Raw genomic sequence first — 13,411 nt, forward strand, 5'->3', positions numbered from 1 at the left:
CGTTACCAGGAAATGTGAAACATGGTCTTGGCCAGCAATACGATGCCGGCCATGTGACAGAACACGCTCAGATGTACGCGTGAACGGAGCGCGGCGTGCAGGCGTTGGCTGCGCGCCAGCGTCATGGCCGTGATGACGTGCAGCAGCACGCTGCCGGCCAGCGCCATCTTCAAGAGCAGCAAGGCGGCGAAGGCCGAACTGCCAGGGCTGGCGAGCACGGCGCGGTAGTGCCAGGCCATGCCCAGTCCGCAGGCGTAGAGCACGACCAGAACCCAGGGCATTACGCCGCGCACGCGCGGCGCCAGTTGCTGCGACAGCGCGCGGCGCACGTCGGCGGGCAGGCGTCTGGCGACGGGTTCGAGGAACAGCACTTCGAAGATCACGGTGCCGATGAAGATGAATGCGGCGAACAGATGCACGATGTGCAGGACGAGGTAGGTCATGGTTGCTTCCTTGAGTCGAGCAGCAGGGCGTGCAGGCGTTCGGCGTCGGCGGCGCGCTGCGGGCTGCCAATAGACCCGCTGATCGAGACGGGTTCGAGGCGGCCGTTGCCGACCATGACGCAGCGGTCGACCAGGCCCAGCAGTTCCTGCGGGTCGTGGCTGATGCAGATAAGGGCCGCGCCCAGACGCGCGATTTCTTCGTGGCAGCACGCGGAGAGCTGGCGGCGCAGCGCGGGGTCGAGCGCGCTGAAGGGTTCGTCGAGCAGCAGCAGGTCGGGCTCCAGCGCCAGCGCGCGGGCCAGCGAGACCCGCTGCGCCATGCCGCCCGACAGCTCTCCCGGCCAGGCATTGCCCGCACCCACCAGCCCGACCCGGGCCAGCCATTCATCCGCTTTCGCGCGGGCGTCGGCCATGCGCAGGCCGGTGGCGCGCAGCGGCAGCGCCACGTTGTCGCGCGCATTGCGCCAGGGCAAGAGGCGCGGCTCCTGGAACATCAGCACCGGATGCCGGAACGTGTTGCGCAGCGTGCCTGCCGTGGGCGCGAGCAGTCCCGCCGCCAGACGCAGCAGCGAGCTCTTGCCCGCGCCGCTGGGGCCGGCAAGGCCCAGCCGCTCTCCGGCAGCCAGTTGCAGGTCGATGCGGGCCAGCACCGGCTGGGCGCCAAAGCGCAGCACGAGGTTTTGCATTTCAAGCATGGCTCGGCTCCATCCAGCGTCCCAGGCGGCGCTGCAACGGCTGCAGCAGTGCAAATTCAAGCAGCGCGACCAGGCCGAAGATCAGCAGCACCCACGCAAAGAGTTCGGCGGTGTCGAACGTGCTGCGGGCATTGGCGAGCGCATAGCCGATGCCGTTTTCCGCGCCGAGCACTTCGGCCATCACCACCAGCCGCACGCCGCCGCACAGGGCGATGAGCAACGCAGCCAGGAGCGGCGCGCTGAGCGCGGGCAGGTAGAGGTGGCGCAGGCGCAGCCACGGGCCGTAGCGATAGACGTGCGTCATCTCCATCAGCCGCCGGTCCACGTGCAGCATGCCCTTGACGGTGTTGACGTACATGCCGGGCGCCATCATCAGCGTCGTGATGAAGATGACCATGGGCGATCCCATGCCGAACCACAGCATGGCCAGCACCACCATCACCACGGGCGGCACGGCCATCAGCAGCCAGCGCACAGGTTCGATGAGGCCACGCAGGCGCGCGCTGTGCCCGGCCAGCACGCCGAGCGTGAAGCCGATGGAGGCGCCGGCCAGCACGCCCACGCCGATGCGCATCAGGCTGACGCCTGCGTTGGCGAAGAACTGTTCGCTGCGCACGAGGGGGCCGATGGCGCGCAGCGCGTCCCAGGGCGTGGCCATGAGCAGCGGGCCAAGATGGCGGGCGGTCAGGTGCCATGCCAGCAGCAACAGCAGGACGCCGGCCACGCTCCAGCCGCGCGACGTGCGCGCGGGACTTGCGGCGGGGGCGCTCATGGTCCGTAGAAGCCGACAGGGGGCAGCTCGCCGCCGATGGCCTGCGGAAAGCGGCCGGCCAGCAGGCGGTACAGCGCTTCCAGCTCGGGACGGGCGTCGCGGGCGCTGCGGCTGTCCAGCCGCGTGCCGCGAATCGCAGTCACGACAGCCGGCGCGGGCAGGTGCGGAAGGTGTTCGCGCACGAGGTCGGCGCAGGCCTCGGGGTTGGCCGCGCACCAGCGCGCCGACGCGGCGTAGGCGGCGTCCACCGCGCGGCACAGCGCGGTATCGTCCGCGACGCCTGCGCCGGCCATGACGCCGGCTTGCGGCAATGAAGGCTGTTCGGGAAAGCTGCCGCGCCACGCGGCTTCCAGGCTCTGGCCGCGGTGCAGCGCCATGCCGCCGGCCTGTTGCGCGCGCCACAGCAGCAGCGAGGCCATGGGTTCGACGAGCAGCACGCTTTCCGCCTGACCGCTCAGCATGAGGGCGATGGCGTCCTGGCCGTCGCGGGTGCGGCGCAGCGTAACCGGCGCCAGGCCTTTGTCGGCCTGGGCCTGCAGCAAGGTGTCCAGCAGCACGGCGGGCAGATCGCGCTGGAAGGGCGCGACCAGCTCGCGTCCCGCCAGGTCGGCGAAGGTCTTGACGTCGGGGTTGCGGCTGACGAGCCACAGAATGCCCCAGACCGAGATGTTCAACAGGCGCACCGGCATGCCGCGGTTGTGCAGCAGGGCGGGCAGGGTGCTGGGCGCCGCGCTGAACTCGACGTCGCGGTTCACCAGCAGCGTGCGCAATTGGTCCGGCGTCTGCCACAAGCGGAAGCGCAGCTTGTCGGTGTGATCGGCCAGCGCGCCGGTGGCCGCCATGTGCATCAGCGGATAGCTGACCACGGCGCCCGGTCCCGCGAGGGTCAGTTGGGCCCGGCGTTCGAGCGTGGCGGCCCGGACAGTTGCAAGGCGCGGCAGGAGGGCGGCGCCCAACGCCGCGGCGCAGAAGCGGCGGCGGGTTTGCTGAGGTGAGGTCATTATTCTAAATAGGAACTATTATCGTTTTATTCTCACACTCAAGCCGAAAGACGCAGAATGACAAATATCAATGTGCTCGAGCCGCGCGCGGCGGCCGTCCGCCTGCTTGCACAGCATCCGCTGCTGGCCGGATTACCGGCGGGCGTGGCCGACGATCTTCTGCTCGAGGCGAGCGTGCTGCGGGCGCCGGCCGGGCAGATCCTGTTCGGCGAAGGCGACGAGGCGCGCCACTACCTGCTGGTTGAAACCGGGCAAGCCGAGGTCATGCGCTACAGCTACAACGGCGACGAGCGCGTGTTCCGGGTTTTCGAGCCAGGGCAGCTGATGGCCGAGGCCGCGATGTTCATGCCGCACGGCCGCTATCCGATGCAGGCGCGCGCGCGGACGGATGTGCAGTGCTGGCGGCTGGCCCGCACGAAGCTGCACGACGCGTGCCGGCGCTGGCCCGATCTGGCGCTCAAGCTGCTCGCCGGTATGAGCCAGGCGGTTTATGACCAGGTGAACAAGGTCGACTGGATGACGTCCAGTTCTGCAGCGGAACGGCTGGCGAACTACCTGATGGGGCTGCAGGAACGGCAGGGCGCCACGCTGACGCTGCCGCTGAACCAGCGCCAGCTTGCGGCGCATTTGGGCATACGCGCTGAAACGCTGAGCCGGCTGCTGAACGACTGGCAGGCGCAGGGCTATATCAGCGGCAAGCGTAGCCAGTGGGTGGTGACTGATCCGGCCCATCTGGCCAGCCTGTCGATGACGGCCAAACGGCCGTTCTGACACGCTCAAACGCACGCGTGCGCCGGGATCGGGCGCGCTTTTTATGCGGTCGCGTGACGTGAAAAGGCGCGCGCGCCAATGACCTTCGTCATGTGACCGGACGCGCGGCGTGCGGAGAATGGCAGGCGTTCTCACGTCCAAGCGCTTCCCGCCTTTCATGCCTTTCACGCCGCAATCCGAACCCGCTAGCCCGACGCCAGCCCCCACCGAAGACGACATCCGCAGGCTGGTCCACACCTTCTACGCCAAGGTGCGCGAAGACGAGGTGCTGGGTCCGATCTTCAATGCGCGCGTGAAGGACTGGGACCATCATCTGTCGCTGCTCTGCGATTTCTGGTCGTCGCTGGTGTTGGGCACGCGCCGCTTCAAGGGAGCGCCGATCCCGGCGCATGCGCGCATTCCAGATCTGTCGTGGCCGCTCTTTGAACGTTGGCTGGCGCTCTTTCACGCCACGACGGCGGCGCTGGGACACGTGCAGCTGCAGACGACGGCGGACGCAATGGCCGATCGCATCGCGGCCAAGCTGTGGGCCGTCTGGCAGGCGCGGGCGGACATCGTCAGCCTGCCCGACCGCTTGCCGCCCGGCGTGCAGCCCTATAAGGACAGTCCCGTGTTCACGCCGGACAACCTGCCGGACGCGCTGAAGGCCGCGCATTCCACCAAGGCCGGCACGTGGGGACTGTTGAAGGTGCACGCGGGCGTGCTGCGTTTTGTGCTGGACGATGCCCCGCATACCGAAGCCGTGCTGACCGCGGGCCAGCAGGTGGTGATCGAACCCGGCGTGCGGCATCACGTGGCGTTTGAACTGCCGGGTCGTTTCCAGATCACGTTCTGCCGGGCGGCCGAAGCCTGATGCGCGGCGCGGCCGCGATCAGTCCTTGACCTTTGCAGCCTGATAGAAGCAGTAGCCGCTGCTGCGCAGTGTCTTGACGGGCAGCGTCTGGCCGCTCAGGGCTTCGACGCGGCGGCGCAGCCGGCGCATCTGCGTATCGAGCCGGCGTTGGTCGTAGTCCAGGTAATCGGCGCCGAGGGCTTCGACGATCTGCCGGCGGCTGATGTTTTCGCCGGGCTGGCTCATCAGGCAATGCAGCACGGTCAGGTCCTGCTGCGACAGCGGCATGGCCGCCGCGCCAGGAATGTGCAGGCGGCGGGGGCCGATTTCAAGCAGCCAGCTCAAAGGCGCCTGATCCCGGCCCGGCTGAGGCAGCCCCAGCCGGCGCACCAGCGCGGCCAGCGTTGCAGCCAGTTCGTCCAGGTCGCAACCCTTGCCCAGATAGTGGTCGGCGCCCATGCCCAGGCCCGAAATCCGGTCAGGACCGGTCTGCCGCGCGCTGAACACCACGATGCCCACTTGCTGGCCTTCGTGGCGCAGACGCTGAATCAGGTCCAGGCCGCAGCCATCCGGGAGACCGATGTCGATGACGGCCAGATGATGGCGGGCGGGGTCGAAACGCTGGTCGAATTCCTGCAGGCTGGACACGCACGAGGGGGCGTATCCCAGCTCTTCGAGGAATTCGCCCAGCTCCTGACGCAGCACGGGTTCATCTTCGAGCAGGATCACTTCAGGCATGAAGCGCCTGAGGAATGCAGCGTGAGGGGCTGGTGTAATCTGCCGGGTTGCACGGAAATGCTGCGTAGATTGCGATTGATGAAACGGGAATGTTACTCCAGGGCCACGCTGTGGCTGACGCTGCTGGCCTGCCTGTTCGCGGGCCTGCTGGCCGCGGCCGCACCGGCGCGCGCCGAGCCGCTGCGCCTGGATGGCTTCCATAGCGTCCAGGACGCGGCCGGGCATCTTGAGCGCCTGATCGATCCCGATGGCGAGCTCGACGTGGGAAATGCCGCCAGCGCGAACGGCTGGACGCCGCTGCCGGGCAGCCTTAGCGCCGGCTTCACGCCCGCGACGATCTGGCTGCGCCTGCCCGTGCAGGTCGATAAGGTCATGCACGGCGGCTGGATGCTGCGGCTGACCAACGCACTGCTGGACGACGCGCGCATCTACGTGGGCCATGGCGGCGGCTGGACGATGCTGGGACGCAGCGGCGAGGACCTGGCGCGGCGCAAATGGCCGGTGGACTATCGCAGCCCCGTGATCCAGTTCAATCCGTCCAAGCCAGGCGAATACGTCATCCTGGTGCGGTTGCAAAGCAAGAACGCCATGGCGACGCGGCTGGAAGTCTGGCAGCGGCTGGCGTTCGACAACCAGTCGCGCCGCGAGGGCCTGCTGTTCGGGCTGTATTTCGGCTTCTATCTGCTGCTGATCTGCGCGCACGCGGCGTTCTGGCTGGTCACGCGCGCGCCGATGAGCGGATTGTTCCTGGCCTACATCGGCAATTGCGTCTTCAACGAAGTCCTGTCGCTGGGGCTGGTGCAGCAGTTGACCGGCCTGCCGGTGGCCTGGAGCGATCGGCTGCTGGGCGTTGGCATCGCCGTCAGCCTGCCGGTGGCGCTGCGTGTCGCGTTCCGCCAGTTGAACCTGGAAGCCCTCTATCCGCGCGCCGTGCGCTGGCTGGACTGGCTGTTCTGGGGCATCGCCGCGATCTGCGCCGCGCTGATCGTGACGGGGCACTACGGCGCCGGCATGCAGCCGATTCAGGCGCTGGCGCTGCTGGTGATCGTGGGCTTCACCACGCTGGCGGCTTATCTGCTCAAGCGCGGCTGGCGGCCGGCGCGCTTTTTCGCGTTGGCGTTCGGGGTGTTCTACCTGGGCGTGCTGATCGCCTTCCTGCGCAACCTCGGGGTGTTTCCGGTCAACGCCTTCACCGAATACGTCTCCACGCTGGGCACGATGCTGCACATGCTGCTGCTGAGTCTGTTCATTGTTGGCCGTTACGAACGCCGCCGCCGCGTCCGCGAACTGCAGCAGGCCAACCTGGCGGCCGATCTGGCACGCCAGCACAGCCACTGGCTGGAACGCGAAGTTGCGCTGCGCACGGCCGAAATGCAAGGCGAGATCGAACGCCGCGTGGCGCTGGAGGGCGAGCTGCGCACGTCGCTGGAAAAGGAACGGCAGATGTTCACGGAGCAGCGCGAATTCGTGGCGATGGTGTCGCACGAATTCCGCACGCCGCTGGCGATCATCACGACGTCGGCGCAGCAGCTTGGCCGCAACCTGGCTGCGCCGCTGGAAAAAAGCCTGGCGCGGTGCGCCAACATCCGCAATGCGGCCACGCGCCTGCTGGCGCTGGTGGACGAATACCTGACCGATGACCGCATGCGTGAACCGCGCGCCGAGCTGCGCATGACCCGGTGCGATCTGCCGGCGCTGCTGCAGGACCTGGCGAGCGAGTATCCGCCGGGGCGGGTGCAAAGCACCTACGAGACGCCCATACGCGCGCTCGATTGCGACGCGGGCATGTTGCGGATTGCCCTGCGCAATCTGCTGGCCAATGCTGACCGGCATTGCGAGGCAGGTGGAAGGGTGAGCGTCTTGGTAAGCGAAGAGGGGGACATGCTGCGCATCGCCGTCTCCAATCCTGGCAGCCGCATTCCGCCTGCCGAGCAGGAACGGCTGTTCCAGAAGTACTACCGCGGCCACAACGCCATGCGGCATCCCGGGGCGGGCTTGGGCCTGTATCTGGTGAGTTCGATTGCAGAGCGGCTTGGCGGATCCGTCGCGCTGTCGTCGGCCGGCGGGGACGAACCGGTGTCTTTCTGCCTGAATTTGCCCCACGCCGCAGCAGCCTGACCGCGTGGTCGGCACATGAATCGGCGCGTCGCGGCGCGCGATTGTTGCGTGAACGCATCTATTTGTTTCAGGCGACGCCTTGGGTAGCTGCATTCAAAATCGGGAAAAGCGCGCGATTCTCTGCCTAATTTGCGCGATTTGAGGTGGCGGATTCTCGGATCTTACAAATCGCTCAGATTTGCTCAGATTCCGTTTTGCAATGATCGGTACATTTCAGACACGAAATTTACATGGTCACTACAAAATGTCTCGCCGCTTCCCGCTTACTCGTATTGCTGTATTGCTTAGCTTGAGCCTTTCGCCTATTGCCACCCCGTACGCGCTGGCGCAGATCAGCCCGGAGTATCTGCAGGATGGATACGCGGATCCCCTCGTGTTTGGCAACATCGAAAACACGGCGTCCTCCAACTATCCCTACATTCGCCTGCAGAGCGGTGCGGTGCGGAATGGCGACCTCATCAACAGCGCGCGCCTGCAGGGCGGGTACTACGACGGCTCCTTCTCGGTGGAAGCGTCGACGCTGAACGGAAACATCCGCAACGAAGCCAACAGCACGGCTTACGGCGTGGGTCTCGCCCAAGGCAAAGTGAGCGGCGACATCGTCAACAACGGCGATCTCTACGGCCGATACATCATCTTCGGTTTTGCAGGCGTCTCGCCCATGGCTCAGCCGTCGAGTTCCAGCGTGACGATCACCAGCTTCAGCACCGTCGGCGGCAAGATCATCAACAACGGAATCATCCATTCCGACAGCAATTCCGTCGTTTTCCCGACGAGCGGTCTGGCGATTGATATCTCGAACAACAGCGTGGTCACCGGCGGCATCGAAAACAACGGCACGATCAACGGCGGCATTCTGGTCAGGGACGCCTCTGCCGTGAATAGCGACATCGTCAACATCGGCACCGTCAACGCGAACAACATCACCTCCTCGTCCATGCCGGTGAACAATCTGGCCCTGGAACTCAGGAATGGCAGCACTGTCGCCGGCAACATCGACAACAAAGGCACCCTGAACGGCGGCATCCTGATCGGCGACAATTCGCAGGTGAAGGGCAACATCGTCAATGCCGGCGTCATCTACGCGAGCTCTCCCTCCCCGATCTTCCCGAGCAGCAATCTGGCGGTGGAAGTGCGCAATGGCAGCACCGTCGACGGACGCATCGAAAACTCGCAGACCATCAACGGCGGCATCATGGTGAGCGGCGGCGCCGAAGTGACGGGCGGCATCGTCAACAGCGGCTCGATCCTCGCCAACACCTACATGTTCGCCTCCAGCAGTGTCGCGGTCGACGTCGAGGGCGCCGGCCAGCCGATGGTGATCACGAACACCGGCACCATCATCGGCGACGTGCGCCTTGGCGCCTCCACGTTGAATATCGACGGCGGCAACATCTATGGCGCCATCACCGGCGAGGACAACCAGCACAGCTTCCTGTTTGCCAGCGGCGGCGGCACCAGCACGGTGAACATCAACACCAACTATGCGCCCCAAGGCAACATCACCGTCGGCGCCGTGAACGTCGCAGCGGGCAAGACGCTCACGCTGTCCGGCACGAAGGTCAATGGCCTGCTGACCGTGAACGGCACCCTGGCCGGTTCCGGCGATGTGGGCAACACGACGCTGGCGTCGGGCGCAACGCTGTCGCCGGGCACCGCCGCGAAAACGGGCCACGTGATGATGTCGGCCATGACGCTCGCGCCGATTGGGTCGATCGGCATCATCCCGACCAATTCCGAAATCGGCACCGTGACGGTGAACGGCGACCTGACCTTCATGCCCGGCTCGACCTACCGCGTCGATGCAACCGACGATGGCAAGAGCGACCGCGTGAACGTCACGGGCACGGCCAACCTGGCCGGTAACGTCGTGCATATCGGTTCGGGCGGCACGTACGCCGCATCGACCGCCTACACGATCCTGTCGGCCAACAGCGTGAACGGCAAGTTTGGCGGCGTGTCCAGCGATCTGGCTTATCTGCAACCGACGTTGAACCAGGAAGGCAACGACGTGGTGCTGAAGCTGGACATGAAGCAGGTGCCCGTGGACCCGGACCCGAAGCCGACCAACCCGGACCCCAAGCCGACCGAGCCGGACACCAAGCCCAGCCCGGGTAAGCCCGTCGACAACGGCGGCGGCAACACGGACAGCGGTACCCGTCCGATCGAGTTCGCCGACCTGGCCGTGACCGGCAACCAGCGTTCGGCGGCGAACGCGGTGCAAACCCTGCCCAAGACCAGCTCGCTGTACACGCGTGTCCTGAACCTGCCCAACGGCGCGCCGGCCGGCGTGTTCGCCGATCTGTCGGGCGAATCGTTCGGCAGCAGCGTGACCGCGATGCAGAACGTCAGCAACAACGTCGCCAGCCTGCCCACGGCACAACTGCGCGCCAACATGAACGCCGGCTTCATCCCCGGCCCGCCCACGGCGCAAGTCGGCCGCGGCGACGCCTCCATGCTGCCGCGTTCGAACGCGCAGCCGCTGTGGGCGCAGGCCTTCGGCAACTGGCGCTCGATGGACGGCAACGGCAACGTCGCCAAGTCCCGTGAACGTGATGTCGGCATCTTCGTCGGCGGCGACCACGGCGTGGGCAACGGTTGGCGCCTGGGTGGCGCGTTCGGTTACACCGACAGCCGCATCACCGTGGACGACCGTTCGGCCAAGTCCGACGTGAACAGCTACAGCGCGATCCTGTACGGCGGAAAGTCGTTCGAAGCCGGCTCGGGCAAAATCAACTTCACCGCTGGCCTGGCCTACACGTGGCATGACATCGACAGCAAGCGCAACATCAACGCGGCAGGCCAGTACCAGGAACTGAAGGCTGACTACAGCGCCAGCACCGGCCAGGTCTTCACCGACGTCGGCTACGCGATCCCGCTGAACGACCGTGTCACGCTGGAACCGTTCTTCGGCGCCGACTTCAGTGACCTGCGCACCCGCGGCTTCTCGGAGTCGGGCGGTGACGCCGCGCTGAGCGGTCGCAGCAGCACCAACAACGTGGGCACCACCACGCTGGGCCTGCGCGCGCAAACCACGTTTGACGTGAAGGACACCGCGGGCCGTCTGCGCGGCATGCTGGGCTGGCGCCATGCCTACGGCGACGTCAATCCGGAAGCCACGATGTCGTTCGACGGCAGCCAGCCGTTCACGGTGGCGGGCAACCCGTTGGCGCGTGACGCGGCTGTGATGGAAGTCGGCGTGGACCTGGCGATGAGCAAGAACGCCACGCTGGGCCTGGCGTACTCGGGTCAGTTCGGCGACGGCAACCGTCAGAACACCGGCACCGTCAACGTGAGCTGGCGCTTCTAAGGCATTCCGTCTCGGCGGATGCGAAAGGCCGGCCTCTTCGGAGGCCGGCTTTTTTTGCGTCGGCGGTCTATCTTCGCTCAGCCCGTTGTCAGGCTCCCGCGCCTCCGTGCAATACCGGGTGTCCGGCGAAAACGCGCTCCGATACACTGTCCGGTCACCCCTATAACGAGAACGCCATGAGACAGTTTCTTCCCACCCTGGGCGCCGCCCTGGTGCTAACGCTGGCCGGCAATGCGGCCACCGCGCAGCAATCTCCGCCGCGTGACCCCTTCTTCTGGTTGGGAGAAATCAACAAGGCCACCACGGTGATCAACGCCGACGAAGGCCTGCTCGACAAGTCCATGGCGCCACGCCTGGCGGCTGGCGTCGCAAAAGTCATCCACGACGGCAACCAGCCCGGCGCCAAACGGCCGGCCACCGTCATCACCTTTGAACCGCTGCTGATCAAGGCCGCGGGCGAAGACATCACCCTGCTGCACGCCGGCCGTTCCAGCCAGGACATGCACGCCACCTATCGCAGCGCCATCCTGCGCGACAAGCTGCTGGATCTGGCGGATCAGTTGAACGCCACATCCACCACGCTGGTGGAGCTGGCGGCCAAGCACGCGGGCACCATCGTGCCCAACTACACCAACGGCGTGGCCGCGCAGCCCAACAGTTACGGACACTATCTGCTGGGTCAGGCCGCAGGTCTGGCGCGGGACGCGCAGCGCATCCGCGAAGCCTACGTCCGCATCGACCGGTCGCCCATGGGCACGACCGTGCTGAACGGCACGAGCTGGCCGCTGGACCGCAAGCGCATGGCGCAATACCTGGGCTTCGAGGCACTGGTCGACAATGCCTACGATGCCTCGCAGATCTCGTCCATGGACCAGCCCGTCGAGGTCGCCTCCATCGTCACCAGCATTGCGCTGCGCACGGGTAATTTCGTCGAGGACGTCATGACCCAATACGCCCAGTCGCGCCCGTGGATCCTGCTGGAAGAAGGGGGCGGCAACACGTACGTGTCCAGCGCCATGCCGCAAAAGCGCAATCCGGGCCTGCTCAACGACACGCGCAGCGACGCATCCACCGCAGTGACCTTGGCGATGGGGCCGGTCCTGCAGACGCACAACATCACGCCGGGCATGAGCGATCCCAAGGACGTGAAGCAGAATTCCGCGATGGTCGATAGCGGCATTTCGGCGCTCAAGCGCTGGGATCGCGTGCTCAAGGCCATGGTCATCAGCCCCGACCGTGCGCTGGAAGAGCTGAACAGCGACTGGACGGCCTCGCAGGAGCTGGCGGACGTGCTGATGCACAAGTACAAGCTGCCGTTCCGTGCGGGCCATCACTTTGCGTCCGAGGTCGTGTCGTACGCCAAGGCGAACAACATCAAGCCGCTGGATTTTCCGTATGAACAGGCGCGCCGCATCTATGCCGACGCAATGAAGGACTCGAAGTACGGCACCGACCTGCCGATGAGCGAAGCCGAGTTCCGCTCGACGCTGGATCCTGTGGCCATCGTGAAGAACCGCGCCACCATCGGCGGTCCGCAGCCCAAGGAAATGGACCGCATGATCCAGGCCGCGCGCGAACAGCTGGCCGCGCAGGACAAGTGGATCAAGGCGCGCCGCGCGCATATCCACGATTCGCTGGCGGAACTGGACAAGCAGTTCGACGCACTGGTGGCCAGCGCGCCCAAGCAATAACGCCCGCCGGCGGAATTTGTGCGCGCCGCCGGCGCGCTCCTTTCTGAGCGGACCTATCGGGGAACGCTCGTCCCGCAAGCCTGAAGCACGATGCCGCGCAGCCAGCGATGGGCGGCATCGCCGTCCATTCGCGGATGCCACAGCATCGACACCGTAAAGGGCGCCATCGCGAACGGCAGCGCAAAGCTGCGCATGCCCTCGCGCATCACGGCGGTGTGCCGATCGGGCACCGTGGCGATCATGTCGGTTTCGCGGGCCAGCGCCAGCGCCGTTGAATAGCTGCCCGCAATCGTGGCGATCTGGCGCACGCGGCCGGCGTGTGCCAGAGTTTCATCCATGGGGCCTGAATCCCGTCCGCGGCGCGATATCAGAATGTGGCGCGCCGCCAAATAACGCGTCAGCGTGACGTTGCCGCGCGCCAGCGGATGGGCGGCGCGCATGACGCCGATGTACCGATCCTGAAACAGCGCGCGCGTGCGCAGTTCAGGACTGGCCGACTCGCCCACCACCCCGGTTTCCAGGTCCACAGCGCCTTCGCGCAGCGGCGCGCTGTCCTTGTCCAGTTTCTGCATGAAGCGCAACCGCACCCCCGGCGCTTGGTCGTCAATCAGCGCGAGCAGACGCGCGCCAAAGTTCTCCACGAAGCCATCAGTGACGCGCAGCGTGAAGGTGCGAACGACCGATGCGAGATCAAGGTCTTGCGAGGGACGCAGCACGGCTTGCGCATCCCTGACCAGCCCGCCGACCTGCTCGCGCAGCACCAGCGCCCGGGGCGTCGGAACCAGACCACGTCCGGCGCGCACCAGCAGCGGATCGCCCGTGGTGTCGCGCAGCCGCGCCAACGCGCGGCTCATGGCGGAAGGACTCAGGCGCAGACGCCGGGCGGCGCCGGCCACGCTGCCCTCGGAGAGCAGCGCATCCAGGGTGATGAGAAGGTTGAGGTCGGGCGCGGACATGCGGCAAACGTAGCACGCCGGCGAAAAACGCGCCGGGATCTGGCATGGCGTCACATGCAGGTATTTGCTGCAAATGGTGCGTCT

The 13,411-nt window shown here is 66.2% G+C and carries 11 protein-coding genes; 5 read left to right on the forward strand and 6 right to left on the reverse strand.

What is annotated here, in order from left to right:
- Positions 1 to 2 precede the first annotated feature (2 nt).
- The 4 genes from MHZ91_RS00340 to MHZ91_RS00355 are packed head-to-tail and all read right to left on the reverse strand — an operon-like array spanning position 3 to position 2,911.
- Positions 3 to 443: a CopD family copper resistance protein gene (locus tag MHZ91_RS00340; protein WP_239211279.1), complete on the reverse strand. Its 441-nt coding sequence runs from the start codon at positions 441 to 443 to the stop codon at positions 3 to 5.
- Positions 440 to 1,138, reverse strand: a complete 699-nt coding sequence (locus MHZ91_RS00345; RefSeq protein WP_239211282.1) for an ATP-binding cassette domain-containing protein — start codon at positions 1,136 to 1,138, stop codon at positions 440 to 442. Before MHZ91_RS00345 ends, MHZ91_RS00340 begins: the two co-directional genes overlap by 4 nt.
- Positions 1,131 to 1,910 (reverse strand): ABC transporter permease, encoded by a 780-nt coding sequence (locus MHZ91_RS00350; RefSeq protein ID WP_105240696.1) that lies wholly within the window; start codon positions 1,908 to 1,910, stop codon positions 1,131 to 1,133. The genes MHZ91_RS00345 and MHZ91_RS00350 overlap by 8 nt, the downstream gene beginning before the upstream one ends.
- Positions 1,907 to 2,911: an ABC transporter substrate-binding protein gene (locus tag MHZ91_RS00355; protein ID WP_239211285.1), complete on the reverse strand. Its 1,005-nt coding sequence runs from the start codon at positions 2,909 to 2,911 to the stop codon at positions 1,907 to 1,909. The genes MHZ91_RS00350 and MHZ91_RS00355 overlap by 4 nt, the downstream gene beginning before the upstream one ends.
- Positions 2,912 to 2,968: 57 nt before the next feature.
- Here MHZ91_RS00355 and MHZ91_RS00360 point away from each other — a divergent pair, with 57 nt between their 5' ends.
- Positions 2,969 to 3,682, forward strand: a complete 714-nt coding sequence (locus MHZ91_RS00360) for a Crp/Fnr family transcriptional regulator (RefSeq protein ID WP_239211287.1) — start codon at positions 2,969 to 2,971, stop codon at positions 3,680 to 3,682.
- Positions 3,683 to 3,800: 118 nt separating this feature from the next.
- On the forward strand, positions 3,801 to 4,535 hold the full coding sequence (locus MHZ91_RS00365) for a DUF1971 domain-containing protein (protein WP_239211290.1): 735 nt from the start codon (positions 3,801 to 3,803) through the stop codon (positions 4,533 to 4,535).
- Between the two features lie 18 nt (positions 4,536 to 4,553).
- On the opposite strand, the gene MHZ91_RS00370 is transcribed toward MHZ91_RS00365, so the two are convergent.
- Positions 4,554 to 5,252 carry a response regulator transcription factor gene (locus tag MHZ91_RS00370; RefSeq protein ID WP_239211293.1) on the reverse strand — a complete coding sequence of 233 codons (699 nt, stop codon included), beginning with the start codon at positions 5,250 to 5,252 and terminating at the stop codon, positions 4,554 to 4,556.
- A 78-nt stretch (positions 5,253 to 5,330) separates the two neighbouring features.
- Between MHZ91_RS00370 and MHZ91_RS00375 the strand changes: the two genes are divergently transcribed.
- The 3 genes from MHZ91_RS00375 to MHZ91_RS00385 all read left to right on the forward strand — a co-directional run bounded on the left by MHZ91_RS00375 (position 5,331) and on the right by MHZ91_RS00385 (position 12,371).
- Complete coding sequence (locus tag MHZ91_RS00375) at positions 5,331 to 7,370, forward strand: sensor histidine kinase (RefSeq protein ID WP_239211294.1); 2,040 nt, start codon at positions 5,331 to 5,333, stop codon at positions 7,368 to 7,370.
- A gap of 289 nt (positions 7,371 to 7,659) precedes the next feature.
- Complete coding sequence (locus tag MHZ91_RS00380; RefSeq protein WP_239211295.1) at positions 7,660 to 10,680, forward strand: autotransporter domain-containing protein; 3,021 nt, start codon at positions 7,660 to 7,662, stop codon at positions 10,678 to 10,680.
- Positions 10,681 to 10,856: 176 nt separating this feature from the next.
- Positions 10,857 to 12,371 (forward strand): argininosuccinate lyase, encoded by a 1,515-nt coding sequence (locus tag MHZ91_RS00385; RefSeq protein ID WP_239211296.1) that lies wholly within the window; start codon positions 10,857 to 10,859, stop codon positions 12,369 to 12,371.
- Positions 12,372 to 12,424: 53 nt separating this feature from the next.
- Here MHZ91_RS00385 and MHZ91_RS00390 read toward each other — a convergent pair whose 3' ends face one another.
- The gene (locus MHZ91_RS00390) at positions 12,425 to 13,327 is read right to left on the reverse strand and encodes a LysR family transcriptional regulator (protein WP_239211297.1); all 903 of its coding nucleotides are present in this window, start codon (positions 13,325 to 13,327) and stop codon (positions 12,425 to 12,427) included.
- Between the last annotated feature and the right edge of the window lie 84 nt (positions 13,328 to 13,411).

Source organism: Achromobacter sp. ACRQX (assembly GCF_022346505.1).
Lineage (GTDB): Bacteria > Pseudomonadota > Gammaproteobacteria > Burkholderiales > Burkholderiaceae_B > Achromobacter > Achromobacter animicus.